The sequence below is a fragment of the Pararobbsia silviterrae genome, from assembly GCF_003628125.1.
GTDB classification, from domain to species: Bacteria; Pseudomonadota; Gammaproteobacteria; order Burkholderiales; family Burkholderiaceae; genus Pararobbsia; species Pararobbsia silviterrae.
Genome location: NZ_RBZU01000001.1, coordinates 715793 through 728874, shown reverse-complemented (window position 1 = coordinate 728874; position 13082 = coordinate 715793). Strand labels below are relative to the sequence as shown.

At 64.9% G+C, this 13082-nt stretch carries 11 protein-coding genes and 1 riboswitch; of the genes, 8 read left to right on the top strand and 3 right to left on the bottom strand.

Going from position 1 to position 13082, the window contains the following annotated elements; translation table 11 throughout:
* Positions 1 to 252: 252 nt before the first annotated feature.
* Positions 253 to 1290, bottom strand: coding sequence for a LacI family DNA-binding transcriptional regulator (locus D7S86_RS03345; protein ID WP_121083399.1), 1038 nt, complete (start codon positions 1288 to 1290; stop codon positions 253 to 255).
* Between the two features lie 195 nt (positions 1291 to 1485).
* Here D7S86_RS03345 and D7S86_RS03340 point away from each other — a divergent pair, with 195 nt between their 5' ends.
* The 6 genes from D7S86_RS03340 (at position 1486) to D7S86_RS03315 (ending at position 7931) form a co-directional block, all read left to right on the top strand.
* Positions 1486 to 2397 carry a cytochrome c oxidase assembly protein gene (locus D7S86_RS03340; protein WP_121083397.1) on the top strand — a complete coding sequence of 304 codons (912 nt, stop codon included), beginning with the start codon at positions 1486 to 1488 and terminating at the stop codon, positions 2395 to 2397.
* A gap of 408 nt (positions 2398 to 2805) precedes the next feature.
* Positions 2806 to 3111: a hypothetical protein gene (locus D7S86_RS03335; RefSeq protein ID WP_121083395.1), complete on the top strand. Its 306-nt coding sequence runs from the start codon at positions 2806 to 2808 to the stop codon at positions 3109 to 3111.
* A 137-nt stretch (positions 3112 to 3248) separates the two neighbouring features.
* Complete coding sequence (locus D7S86_RS03330; protein WP_121083393.1) at positions 3249 to 3449, top strand: YodC family protein; 201 nt, start codon at positions 3249 to 3251, stop codon at positions 3447 to 3449.
* 595 nt (positions 3450 to 4044) lie between these two features.
* Entirely contained in the window at positions 4045 to 4770 is a 726-nt protein-coding gene (locus D7S86_RS03325) for a c-type cytochrome (RefSeq protein ID WP_121083391.1), read from the top strand.
* Between the two features lie 17 nt (positions 4771 to 4787).
* Complete coding sequence (locus D7S86_RS03320) at positions 4788 to 6083, top strand: c-type cytochrome (RefSeq protein WP_121083389.1); 1296 nt, start codon at positions 4788 to 4790, stop codon at positions 6081 to 6083.
* Between the two features lie 120 nt (positions 6084 to 6203).
* Entirely contained in the window at positions 6204 to 7931 is a 1728-nt protein-coding gene (locus tag D7S86_RS03315) for a DEAD/DEAH box helicase (protein ID WP_121083387.1), read from the top strand.
* 192 nt (positions 7932 to 8123) lie between these two features.
* Here the strand turns inward: D7S86_RS03315 and D7S86_RS03310 are convergent, their stop codons facing one another.
* Positions 8124 to 8927 carry a ferritin-like domain-containing protein gene (locus D7S86_RS03310; RefSeq protein WP_121083385.1) on the bottom strand — a complete coding sequence of 268 codons (804 nt, stop codon included), beginning with the start codon at positions 8925 to 8927 and terminating at the stop codon, positions 8124 to 8126.
* Positions 8928 to 9600: 673 nt separating this feature from the next.
* Here D7S86_RS03310 and glpK point away from each other — a divergent pair.
* Together glpK and ribB are read left to right on the top strand one after the other, a co-directional pair.
* Entirely contained in the window at positions 9601 to 11106 is a 1506-nt protein-coding gene (glpK, locus tag D7S86_RS03305) for a glycerol kinase GlpK (RefSeq protein WP_121083383.1), read from the top strand.
* A 145-nt stretch (positions 11107 to 11251) separates the two neighbouring features.
* Positions 11252 to 11426: riboswitch (FMN riboswitch) on the top strand.
* Positions 11427 to 11653: 227 nt separating this feature from the next.
* Entirely contained in the window at positions 11654 to 12370 is a 717-nt protein-coding gene (ribB, locus tag D7S86_RS03295; RefSeq protein ID WP_338069144.1) for a 3,4-dihydroxy-2-butanone-4-phosphate synthase, read from the top strand.
* A gap of 381 nt (positions 12371 to 12751) precedes the next feature.
* On the opposite strand, the gene D7S86_RS29410 is transcribed toward ribB, so the two are convergent.
* Positions 12752 to 13082, bottom strand: a 331-nt coding sequence (locus tag D7S86_RS29410; RefSeq protein WP_121083377.1) for a hypothetical protein, incomplete at its 5' end; no start/stop codon positions are given.

Genomic DNA, 13082 nt, shown 5'->3' with positions numbered 1-13082 from the left:
AGCCCTTGGGTCGCATCATGCGTGTGCACATCGGCCCCGCAAACCACCTGGCCGCGAATTCATCTTCAACGAATCTTTGAAAATCGGAACGCGTTCGCGCGGGACGACCTCGACGACGTACGCGTCTGCCCCCGCCGGCCCCCGTCTAACGACGCGCCGATGCGTCGGCCGGGTTCGCAACGCCGCCCCTCGCCACCGCTTCGAGACACCGCTCCAAGACACCGCCCCTCGCCACCGCTTCAAGACGCCACCTCAAGACGCCGCGCCGGTCCCGATCCGCGCGGTCGTTTCACGCTCGATAAGTTCGACGCGCATGATCTGCGTCGGCACGGCCTCGCCGCGCAACAGTCGCGCCATGGCGTCGGCCGCCATCCGGCCGATCTCGTAAATCGGCTGGCGCACGGTCGTCAACGGCGGCGTCAGATAGAGCGATCCGGGCAGATCGTCGAACCCGACGAGCGACACGTCGTCGGGCACGCGAACATGCCGCCGGTACAGCGCGAGCCGCGCGCCATAGGCGGTCTGATCGTTCGACGCGAACACGGCCGAGAACGACACCCCCGCGTCGAGCAAACGCTCCATCGCGACCAGGCCGCCCGACTCCTCGAAGTTGCCGCGTTCGATGAGCGTGTCGTCGTACGGGATCCCGGCGTCGGCAAGCGCCTCGCGATAGCCGATCAAGCGCTGCTCGGAATCGGGCTGCAGCGCATGACCCGAGATATGCGCGATGCGCCGATGACCGAGCTCGATCAGATGCGTCACGACGTCATAGGCGCCTTGCCGGTTGTCGACGCCCAGACAGACGAGGCGCGGCGACGGATCGAGCGGACGCCCGAGCATGACGACGGGCACGCGTTCCGAGTACGCGCGCAGATAATCGGGATCGACGAAGCCGTGGAGCACGATGACGCCGTCCACGCATCGCGCGAGCAGATTCTCGAGCTGCCGCTGTTCGTCGGCGGCGTTCCAATGGCCGCTCGCGAACAACGGCGAGCGGCCGGTCTGCGTGAGTTCGTCCTCGATGCCGCGCAGCCATTCGCCATAGAACGGACTCGCGATGTCCTGCGTGAGGACACCGATGGTGTCCGTGCGGCCGCTCGCGAGACTGCGCGCGAGCACATTGGGCCGGTAGTTGTAGCGCTGAACCGCTTCCTCGACCGCGCGCTGCTTCTCGGCGGACACGCGCGCCGTGCCATTCAGAATCCGCGACACGGTGCTCGACGAGACGCCCGCCGCACGCGCAATCTTCGCCAGCGTGACGGTCTCGGGCGGACCAAAAGACTTTTTCATGACCGCAGATGGTATCGGGAGCCCGCAGGGCTTCCAGTCGGGGAATTCCCTCTAGCCGGAGCCCGGTACGCCGCGCTGGTAAGATGAGCGCCGTTGACGCCAGTGTGCGCCCGTCGACGCGGATCATCGCCTGAACGCGGCGCGGCGAGAAGGGCACGGCTTGCCCCGCCGGGCGCCTGAAAGTTCGAGGTTCCGTTGCTGTCCTATCTGATTCCGTGGGAACCGTCCCCCCCTCTGGTCCTGCTGTTTATCGCGGGGATCGCGCTCTATGTCCGCGGCGCGCGGCGCCAGCGCGTGTCGTTCGGCCGCCAGTTCGCGTTCTGGACCGGCACGCTCGTGCTCTATCTGTCGCTGCACACACGGCTCGACTACTACGCCGAGCACGAATTCTTCATTCACCGGATCCAGCATCTGATCCTGCACCACCTCGCGCCGCTGATTCTGATGTCGGGGCTGCCGGGCCCCGTGCTCTGGAAAGGACTGCCGCTCGCCTGGCGTATGCGCTTGCGCCGTCTCGCGCGACGGCCCGCGATGCGCGCCCTGAGCGCGGTCCTGCTGCATCCGGGTCTTGTCACGTTCGTGTTCGTGCTCTCGGTCCTGATCTGGCTCGTGCCGTCGATCCAGTTCGTATCGATGCTCGACTGGCGTCTCTACCATTTCATGAACTGGTCGGTCACGATCACGGGCCTCGTCTACTGGTGGATGCTGCTCGACCACCGGCCCGCGCCGCCCGCGCGCATGAAGGCCGGCATGCGCGTGCTCTCGCCCGTCATCACAATGTCGCCGCAAATCCTGGCCGGCGCGTACATCACGTTCTCGCAACACGATCTCTACCCCGTGTTCGACCTCTGCGGCCGTGCGTTCGGGGGGATCACGCAATCGATGGATCAATCGATCGGCGGCCTCGTCATGTGGGTGCCGGCGGCCTTGCTCGAGGCGATCGGGGGCTTGATCGCCCTGCGCAACTGGATGCAGTTGTCGGAGCGCAAACGCCTTCCGCAGCGGCCGCGCCGCCGAGCCGGCCGCAAACCGACCCGCCAACCGGGCCGCCAACCGAACCGACCCGCCGACCGGCAGCCCGGCCGTCGTCCGGCGTCTCAAGATTGAATCGATCCTTCGCGCACACGTAAAAACGGATCGGGAAAACCCCGATCATGTTTCAGCACTGCAACATTCGGTGCACGGACGATGGTCCGACACCGGCCCCCGCCTCGCACGCCGTCCCGTATCGGCGCCCGTCCTCCATACGTCCTCTCTGCGTCCGACGATCGGCGCACGCCGCGCGACGCCACGTTACGGCGCGTGTACCCGATGTCACGTTTCGCCTACGTAACGTTTTTTGGCGGCCTGCCGGCGACTCCCGCTCGCCAACCGGCCCAAAAGGATATTTATTCCCTGTTTATCGAAATTCAATCGAATGTTTTCATCATCAATCGGACTTTAGGAAAATAAATATCAATCGGGCCCGATCCTTGCTCTTATGTCGTCACGCAACATGCATCCACGGGGCGAATCATGTACGGCGACATTCCGGATTACCTGCTTCGAGAACAATATGCGGTCGGCGCGCTCTTCGCCTTTCTGGTGATTCGTGTCGTCGCGCTCAATATCGGCGCGAGCCACGCGCTGCGCCGCTCGACGATCAACGGCATCTATCTGGCGCTCGTCGGACTGTTCGTGCTGCCGCAGCTTGCCGATCTGCTCGCGGACGGCACGCTCGCGAGGCTCGCGTGGCCGATCTTCGAGGGCAAGCTCATCGGCTGTGCGATCGCCTATGTGGGTGTGTCCGCGCTTTACGGCAATTTTGGATTCCAGAGATGAATGAATACCAGGCAAGCCGCGCGTCTCAGCTGGTCCGTGCGACGCGGCACCCGGGCAGCGCCCGAGCAGCACGATCGACCCGGGCGTGCACGACCCACGCATACCAAGCAGGACCGGCCATACCGACGGGGAAGACAATGACAACACGCTACGAAATCGGCGACGTGGTGCGCCTCAAGTCCGGGGGGGCGTCGATGACCGTCAATCAGGTCGGACCGGTGGCCTTCGCGGAAGGCATCTGGCTGATCTGCCAGTGGTTCGACGCAATCGGCGAGCTGCGCCAGGAGATGTTCCACGAGGACATGGTGGTACGCCTGGAGGAGCCGGTCGCCGCCTAGACGCGAGCGGCACCTCCTGGGCGGCGTCCGATAACAAGAAGCCGACTTGAAACGCGGCCGGGATCTCCCGGCCGTTTTTCTTTGTCGTTCGACACAGGCTGTGCGCCGCACGCGGACCGCATTCGCAAAACTGCGACACTTTTCCCGGGCGGTCCGCTCGGCGTGAGGCAAAGGGGTCGGATTTCGATTCCGGCCGGTGCCCGTGAAACGCCCGCAGGCAGGCCCTGAGCGCTGTGCGCGACAGCGCGCGCCGGGGGCTCGGGCCCGACGCCCGACGCCCGACGGTGTTTACCCTCCCGCTCGCGCGGGAATCGATGCATAATCTCGGGCCAACGCCGGGTTCTCGGGTCTGCAGTGATGCATTCGAGGGCCGATGCTAGAATGCGGCGCTGCGGCAATCCTTGGATTTGAGCGCGTCTCGCGACGGCGCCGGATCCGCCAGACGATTGCCGTACCCAACGCCGCTCCGATCCTTCGCCCGCGGGCGACTGCGCGGACGACGCGACGGGGTTGAACAGGGTTAGAAGAAGGGCCGCCCAGGTGTCGCGACCGGGAATGGCAACCAATAGGTCCCCCGTAATTGATGGAGTAAAGCGTGTCTTCACGACGCATTTTTCGTCCGCTGCTGGCTCTTTTGCTGCTCGTCGGCGCCAGCGCAAGCCTTTCCGTCCGTGCTGCCGATACACAGAACAGCCCGGCCCCCGACACGATGCAATCGAAGGTCGCGGCGTGCGCGGCCTGCCACGGCGCTCAGGGTCAAGGCACCGACAACGACTATTTCCCGCGTCTCGCGGGCAAGCCGGCCGACTATCTGTTCAACCAGCTCCAGAATTTCCGCGAAGGCCGCCGCAAGTACCCGCCGATGAATTACCTGGTGACGTACCTGTCGGACGACTATCTGCATCAGATCGCGACGTATTTCTCGAATCAGCGTCCGCCGTACCCGACGCCGTCGGCGCCGACCGTGCCCGACTCCGTCGTCGCGCGCGGCCAGCAGATCGTGCTCAACGGCGACCCCTCGAAGAACGTGCCCGCGTGTATCGCGTGCCACGGCAAGGGCCTGACCGGCATGCAACCCGCGATTCCGGGTCTCGTCGGACTGCACAACGACTACATCAGCGCCCAATTGGGCGCATGGCGCTCGGGCACACGTCACGCGCTCGCGCCGGACTGCATGCATGAAATCGCTACGCGTTTGAACGACGCAGACATCAGCGCCGTCGCCGCATGGCTCTCCACGCAAAAGGCGCCGCAGAACCCCGTGCCGGCTCCGGCTGGCTCGTTGAAGACGCCGCTCGCCTGCGGCAGCGAACCGCAGTAAGCGATCAGGAGAGAACCATGCAACGCAAGAGCCTTTTCGCGCTGTCGGCGGTCGTCATCGTCGCTGCGGCAGCGCTGGTCCCGGTCGTCTGGCCGGGTTCGAGCCAACATCAAGGCACGGCGCAAGCCGCCACGCCGACGACCGACGCGGATCTCATCAAGAAGGGTGAATATCTGGCGCGCGCCGGCGACTGTATCGCTTGCCATACCGTCCGCGGCGGCGAGCCGATGGCCGGCGGTCTGCCGATGGCGACGCCGTTCGGCACGCTCTATTCCCCGAACCTGACGCCCGACGACGAAACGGGTATCGGCAAGTGGACGCAAAACGACTTCTATCGCGCGATGCATACGGGCCGCGCGAAGGACGGCAGCCTGCTGTATCCGGTGTTCCCGTTCGTGTCGTACACGAAGGTCACGCGCGAAGACGCGGACGCGATCTACGCCTACCTGCGTTCGATCAAGCCCGTGCATCAGGAAAACAAGACGCCCGCGATGCCGTTCCCGTTCAACAACCGGAACGCGCTGATCGGCTGGCGTACGCTGTTCTTCCGTGAAGGCGAGTACAAGCCGGATCCGACGCAATCGGTCGAGTGGAACCGCGGCGCCTACCTCGTCCAGGGCCTCGGCCACTGCACGATGTGCCATACGAGCATCAACGCGCTCGGCGGTGCGAACCAGAACGCGGCCTTCGCGGGCGGTCTGATCCCGCTGCAGAACTGGTATGCGCCGTCGCTGACGTCGAACAAGGAAGCCGGTCTCGGCGACTGGGATCTCGACGAGATCACGACGCTGCTGAAGTCGGGCGTGTCGCAACGCGGCGCGGTCTATGGTCCGATGGCTGAAGTGGTTCACAACAGCCTCCAGTACATGACGAGCGACGACGTCAAGGCGATGGCCGTCTATCTGAAGTCGCTGCCGCAGAAGAAAGACGCGCCGGAAGCGTTGCAGCTCGAGACGTCGAAGGAATTCGGCTCGCAACTGCTCGCGCAAGGCGAAAAGATCTATACGAGCCAGTGCGTCGAGTGCCACGCGGCCAATGGTCTGGGTCATCCGCCGGGCTTCCCGCCGCTCGCGAACAACCAGTCGATCCAGATGCCGTCGGCCGTGAACCCGATTCGCATGGTGCTCAACGGCGGATATCCGCCGTCGACGACCGAGAACCTGCAGCCGCACGGCATGCCGCCGTTCGCGCAACGTCTCTCGGACCAGGAAATCGCAGCCGTCGTGACCTACGTGCGGATGTCGTGGGGTAACCACGGCACGCCGGTGTCGCCGCAGCAAGTCAACGATCTCCGCTCGGCCCCGCTCGACTGACGACGGCGCCGTACAAGCGACTCAGCAAGGGCGCGTTCCGGTCGGACGCGCCCTTCGCTTTCATTCCTCCGCATCGCCGTGCAGGCTTGGTGATGCGCGACCGCAATATTCAGGCGTTCCATGTCATTTGCAGAACTCGGCCTCGCAGACGAAATCGTCCGAGCCGTCCGTGAACTCGGTTACGAAACCCCCACTCCGATCCAGCGCCAGGCGATCCCGGCCGTTCTCGCGGGAGGCGACCTGCTCGCCGGCGCGCAGACGGGCACCGGCAAGACGGCAGGCTTCACGCTGCCGATCCTTCATCGTCTCTCGACGCGACCGCTGCAGCGCAGCGGCAAACCCGTCATCCGCGCCCTGATCCTGACGCCCACGCGCGAACTCGCCGCGCAGGTCGAGGAAAGCGTGCGCAACTACGCGAAGTATCTGAACCTCAAGTCGATGATGATGTTCGGCGGGGTCGGCATCAATCCGCAGATCGACCAGCTGCGCCGCGGCGTCGATATCGTCGTCGCGACGCCGGGCCGTCTGCTCGATCACCTCGCGCAAAAGACGATCGATCTCTCGCACATCGAAATCTTCGTTCTCGACGAAGCGGACCGGATGCTCGACATGGGCTTCATCCGCGATATCCGCAAAGTGCTCGCGGTGCTGCCGCGCGTACGTCAGAACCTGCTGTTCTCGGCGACGTTCGCCGACGAGATCAAGCAACTGGCCGACGATCTGCTCGACAAGCCCGCGATGATCGAAGTCGCGCGCCGCAATACGACGGCCGAGAGCGTGGCTCAGAAGGTCCACCCGGTCGATCGCGACAAGAAGCGCGAATTGCTCACGCATCTGATCCGCGAACATAACTGGTTCCAGGTCCTCGTCTTCACGCGGACCAAGCACGGCGCGAACCGGCTTGCCGAGCAACTCGGCAAGGACGGCATCAGCGCGATGGCGATCCACGGCAACAAGAGCCAGTCGGCGCGTACGCGCGCGCTCGCCGAGTTCAAGGATGCGAGCCTCCAGGTGCTCGTCGCGACCGACATCGCGGCACGCGGGATCGACATCGATCAATTGCCCCACGTCGTCAACTTCGACCTGCCGAACGTGCCCGAGGACTACGTCCACCGAATCGGCCGCACGGGCCGCGCGGGGGCGACGGGCGAGGCGGTGTCGCTCGTGTGCGTCGACGAGCACGGCCTGCTCGCCGATATCGAAAAGCTCATCAAGCGCGCCCTGCCGCGTGAGGTCGTACCGGGCTTCGAGCCCGATCCGAACGCAAAGCCCGAACCGATCCAGCGCCGCAGCGGCCAACGCGACACGCCGCGCAATGCGCCGCGCGACGGTCACCGGGCAGGCGCGAGCGGCAACGGCGCGCGGCGCGGTGCGCCCGCGGGTCAGTCGGGTGCGCGCGCGACCCAGGGCGGCGAACGCGGACGTAACGAACACGGCAACCGGAATGCACCGGGCAACGCCGCATCGAACGGTGCGCGGCCCGCGTCGAACGGCGCCGCGAACCCTCGCTCAGGTCAAGGCGCCGGGTCGAACGGCAACCGCGCGGGTCACGGCGAACGCGCATCGGGCAATCGTCAGGATCAGAACGGCGGCCGCGGCTTCTCGACCAACAAGCCGGCGCGCGATGGCGCCGGCGGCTCGGCTCAACGCTCGGGCGGGGGTCAAGGACAGCGCAACGGCGAAGGCAGCAACGGTTCGCATGCGAATGCGGGCAACCGGAACCACAACGGACCGCGCCGCGCCGCGATCCTCGGTGGCGGACAGGGCAACGCACAGTCGAACGCGCATCCGTCGCACGGCGGCCAGCGCGCCCAACCGCAAGCGCGCGCCAAGACACGGGGCGAGTAACCGCCTGACGCTGTGAGCGGCGATCGCCGAGGCAATCGGTGATCGCCCAAGCCGTCGAGCTGCACAGACAGATATCGCCGCCGAGACGGTCCGCGATCGTGGCGTCCGTCAGCGATCGCAAACCCATCGCAAACGGCCGCAGCCAGGGCGGCTGCTTCTGCACGATGCGGACCGGCGCGCGGGTCCGCGGAGTTAGCGGAAAAACACGTGCTGCGTGATCTTCGCGAGCGGGTAGTGCACGCCCGGCGAGATGCGCGGCGGAATATCGAGCGGCTTCAGCAACATCTTCACGCACATATCGGCGGACAGGTTCCGTCTCACGAGCGCATTGACGCGCGCGCACTTCTCCTTCAAATACGCCTTGTCGCCGGCGCGATCCGGATAGCGGATCTCGAACGCATGCCGCAAGGCAATTTCCGAGTCCTCGTTCTTGATCTCGACGACGCGACGCGCGAGTGCGCCGAGCACCGCGAAGCGGCCGTGATTCTCTTTCTCGTTGTATTTACGGAAGTACCGGAAGAAGTGCTTGTAGTGACGCACTTCGTCAGACCGGATCAGGTTCGTGAGCTCCTTGAGCACGGGCTCGGTCGACAACTCGCTGATCGCGCGGTAAAGCGTCGCGGTGCCCGTCTCGACGACGCAGCGCGCGACCATCTCGAGGGCGCGCGATTTTTCGAAACCTTCGATCGAGCACGTCTTCGAATACTCGTCGAAAAAATTGCGGAACGCGAGATCCCAATCGAAGTCGGGCCACACGTGCTCGATATAGGCGCGCAATGCGCGCCCGTGTTGAAGCTCCTCGTGTTCCCAATGATCGTTGAGCCAGCCTTCGACTTCGGCATCGCCGCCGAAATACGCCGAGAGGTTCGTCGTATAGAGATCCGAGCCGCTTTCGATGAACGACGACGCGCAGAGCAACAGCATCAAGTCTTCATCGGCCGTCGCGGCCTGTCGGTCGATGCGCGACAGATCGAGGTCTTCGATCCGCCAGGGCATCACCACGATTTTTTCGTTTTGCACTTTCCCGCCCTCCAGTCGTGCTGAGGCCTCCCGCGTCACGCCGGCCCACTAGCGCCCGGCGCTGTGCCGGCCGCGCTCGACCCGCGCGTGACAAGAGGCGATAAGCCATTTCCTGCAAGCCGATCGCAATCTGAACAGAAACCAGGCCACGAAACGTACGCGTCTGTTCGACAACCGATTCTCGTCGCCTAAAAGACCGCAGCGACTGCGCTTCGGTTCCGTATGCGTGGTTACCCTATTATTGGTCATCCGCAGAAAACATGCCCGACTGATCTGCCGGCTCGTACGCGAACCTTGCCGAGCGCAACGGCGAATCGCTGTGCGAAGCCCGACTGGCAAGGCCGAAGCACGTGCGCGGCGGCGCCGAAAAAACGCGAGGCTTACGGCAATATTCGGCAATCAGTCGTGTGTTCGCATCGGCCCGGCGGCACCGACTGACACGCATTCCGTCATCGCGCCCCGGCGATGGAGATCACACCGACGCCTGCGTCGTCGTGCGCGACAAGCTCGTACGAGTTTGTTACCTTGTCCGATACCGATGCATGCTGCGACGCGATGCGCGACGCACTTCGACCGAACGCGCCGACCGATCACGCCAACCGATCGTGCCGCAGCCACGCAGCCGCCACAATAACGAGGAGACATCCGCATGCCGAGTCCGGCCCCGTACATCCTTGCGCTCGATCAGGGCACGACGAGTTCCCGCGCGATCGTGTTCGATCGCGAAGGCGCCATTGTCGCGATCGCGCAAAAGGAATTCAGCCAGATCTATCCGCAGTCGGGCTGGGTCGAGCACGATCCGCGTGAAATCTGGTCGACGCAGGCGGGCGTGGCGGCCGAAGCGGTCACGCGCGCGGGTGTCGGACCGCACGACATCGCCGCGATCGGGATCACGAACCAACGCGAAACCACGCTGATCTGGGATCGCAAGACCGGTCAGCCCGTCTACAACGCGATCGTCTGGCAGGACCGCCGCGGCGCCGCGCTCTGCGATGCGCTTCAGGCGCGCGGCCTCGCGCCGACGATTCGCGCCAAAACGGGTCTGCCCGTCGACGCGTATTTTTCCGCGACGAAAATCCGCTGGATCCTCGACAACGTCGACGGCGCGCGCGCCCGTGCGCAAGCCGGCGAACTCGCCTTCGGTACGGTCGATAGCTGGCTCGTCTGGAACCTCACACACGGCGCGCTGCATATCACGGACGTCACGAACGCCTCGCGTACGATGCTGTTCAATATCCATACGCGCGAGTGGGATCCCGATTTGCTCGACGCGCTCGATATTCCGCGCGCGCTGCTGCCCGAGGTGCGCGCGTCGTCCGAACAGTACGGCATGACGCACCCCTCGCTATTCGCGGCACCGATACCGATCGCCGGCATCGCGGGCGATCAGCACGCGGCCCTGTTCGGGCAGATGTGCATCCGCCCGGGCATGGTCAAGAACACGTACGGCACGGGCTGCTTCCTCGTCATGAACACGGGCAGCCGGCCGATCGAATCGAACAACCACCTCGTGACGACGATCGCCTGGCAAATCGGCGAACGCGTCGACTATGCGCTCGAAGGCAGCATCTTCATCGGCGGCGCGGTCGTCCAATGGCTGCGCGACGGCATGGGCATGATCCGCACCGCGGCGGACATCGAAGGCCTGGCGGGCGCCGTCCCGGACAGCGGCGGCGTCTACCTCGTCCCCGCGTTCGCGGGCCTCGGCGCGCCGCACTGGAACGCCCATGCGCGCGGCTCGATGTTCGGTGCGACACGTGCGACGACATCGGCGCATCTCGCGCGTGCGGCGCTCGACAGCATCGCGTTCCAGTCGATCGACGTGCTTCGGGCAATGGAAGCCGACGCCGACAAGCCGATTTCGGAACTCCGCGTCGATGGCGGGGCCGCCGCGAACAACCTGCTGATGCAGATCCAGGCCGATCTGCTCGGCATCGATGTCGTGCGTCCCCAGGTCACGGAGACGACCGCGCTCGGCGCCGCATACCTCGCGGGCCTTGCAGTCGGGTATTGGCCGAGCATCGAGGCGCTTGCCGAGCAATGGCGCCCCGATCGCCACTTCACGTCGGCGATCGCGTCGAGCGACGCCGAGCAGCAGTTGCGCGGCTGGCATCGCGCCGTCGAGGCGGCCAAGGCATGGGCCGATTCCGTCTGACGCCAAGCGGTAGGCCACGCCCCGCGCGGTAAAGCCCCTGGTTGAAGTCGGGCCAACACAAGCAAACTCTTCAACCATGAGGTAAGCTTATTGCACTGCAAGATCCGGGCTCCGCGGAGACGCGTGAGCCGGCTTGCACAAACAAGTGCGTCTTCAGGGCGGGGTGAAATTCCCCACCGGCGGTATGCCAGGCAATCTGGCGAGCCCGCGAGCGCTTGCGTCGCGCACGGCACATCGAGAGCCGCTCACGCGATGCAAGGTCAGCAGATCTGGTGCGAAGCCAGAGCCGACGGTTAGAGTCCGGATGAGAGAAGATGCGCGGAAGTGCTGTCTGGCAGTCTGCGCGGACGGCGCGAAACGGTGTACACGATTGTCGCTGCGGAACGTCGCGGATCGTCGAACCACGGTGTCGTGGCGCGATGCCGTGTCGTCGGCGTGCTGCGCGGCGAATTGTCTTTGCACTGCTTTGCGCGGGTTTGCGTTGCGTCGGTCGGTGGCCGCGTCGCCCTGAAACGTTTTTCGCCATATGGCTAGCGAGGAGCGTTTCATGTCTTACACGTTGCACCCTTCAGTTCCCCTTCCCCCGAGAATCGGCGCCGCGCTCGACGCGATGCGCGAAGGCCGCCCCGTCGTGCTGTTCGACGACGACGACCGCGAAAACGAGGCCGATCTGATCGTGGCCGCCGAGCGCATCGGCGTCGAGAGCATGGCCATGATGATTCGCGATTGCAGCGGCATCGTCTGCCTGTGCCTGACCGACGCGCGCGTGCGCGCGCTCGATCTGCCGCCGATGGTCAAGTCGAATTCGAGCCGCTACGGCACGGCGTTCACCGTGTCGATCGAAGCCGTGCACGGTGTCACGACCGGCGTATCGGCAGCCGACCGCGTCACGACCATTCGCGCCGCGATCGCCGATCACGCGCGCCCCGACGATCTCGCGCGGCCTGGCCACGTGTTCCCGTTGCGCGCCGTACCCGGCGGCGTGCTCGAACGACGCGGCCATACCGAAGGCACGGTCGATCTCGCGCGCCTTGCCGGACTCAAACCTGCCGGCGTGCTCTGCGAACTCATGAATCCCGACGGTTCGATGGCGCGCGGCGAGCAGGTGCTCCGCTACGCACGCGAACATGCATTGCCGTGCCTCACGATCGCCGAACTCGTCGCGTATCGCGAAGCGCTCGCGAAGGCGCAAGACGACGATGCGGCGGATGGCCCCTTTTCAACCGATTCGCAAGTCGACCAAACGGACACCATCGCGTCCTGAAAATACAGCCGGAACGATGCCGAATGGCTATCTGACGAACGTCTAAGCAAGTTGAGAAAGGATGGCGTTGTATCTGAATAGTCCTACACGCGAACTTCTTGGCTTACCTCGATCAACTTGAGAGGGGGGCGTAAGCTCGTTTCTCGAGTGCAAGCATTCGTGCGCTTGCGTCGCGATCGGAGAGGTGAGTATGAAGTTCACGTGGCGGATATCGGCCGGCGACGGTCGCGGGGAATCGCGCAAGCGGATTGCGCTTGAGCGGTCGAACGAGGGGGCGCCATGATGCACGCACATCCAGCCCTACGTACGCGGCCCGCGCGCAATACGGTCGGACGGCGCGCATCAAGACACGCGACTCGCGACGCGAACGCCATCGCCGATTTACAGCTCTGCACGCGCAAAATCGCCACGACGCTCGATGTCGTTGTCACGACGCTGGGCGTACTCGGCGAGCGAATCGACGACGTAGGCCGGCGGGTCGACGTTCTGAACGAGCAGGTCGGCGGTTTGAGTGCCCGCGTCGACGTCTTGAACGAGCGCGTCGACGGCTTGAGCGTCCGTGTCGATGTCCTGAACGAGCGCGTCGATGGCTTGAGCATCCGTGTCGATGTCTTGAACGACCGCGTCGATGGCTTGAGCATCCGTGTCGATGTCTTGAACGAGCGCGTCGATGGCTTGAGCACCCGCTTCGATGTCTTGAATGAGCGCGTCG

Bases quoted from the DNA above. Each gene is read 5' to 3' on its own strand.
- D7S86_RS03345 (WP_121083399.1), bottom strand. From the start codon at position 1,290: ATGAAAAAGTCTTTTGGTCCGCCCGAGACCGTCACGCTGGCGAAGATT.
- D7S86_RS03335 (WP_121083395.1), top strand. From the start codon at position 2,806: ATGTACGGCGACATTCCGGATTACCTGCTTCGAGAACAATATGCGGTC.
- D7S86_RS03330 (WP_121083393.1), top strand. From the start codon at position 3,249: ATGACAACACGCTACGAAATCGGCGACGTGGTGCGCCTCAAGTCCGGG.
- D7S86_RS03320 (WP_121083389.1), top strand. From the start codon at position 4,788: ATGCAACGCAAGAGCCTTTTCGCGCTGTCGGCGGTCGTCATCGTCGCT.
- D7S86_RS03315 (WP_121083387.1), top strand. From the start codon at position 6,204: ATGTCATTTGCAGAACTCGGCCTCGCAGACGAAATCGTCCGAGCCGTC.
- D7S86_RS03310 (WP_121083385.1), bottom strand. From the start codon at position 8,927: ATGCCCTGGCGGATCGAAGACCTCGATCTGTCGCGCATCGACCGACAG.
- glpK (WP_121083383.1), top strand. From the start codon at position 9,601: ATGCCGAGTCCGGCCCCGTACATCCTTGCGCTCGATCAGGGCACGACG.
- ribB (WP_338069144.1), top strand. From the start codon at position 11,654: ATGTCTTACACGTTGCACCCTTCAGTTCCCCTTCCCCCGAGAATCGGC.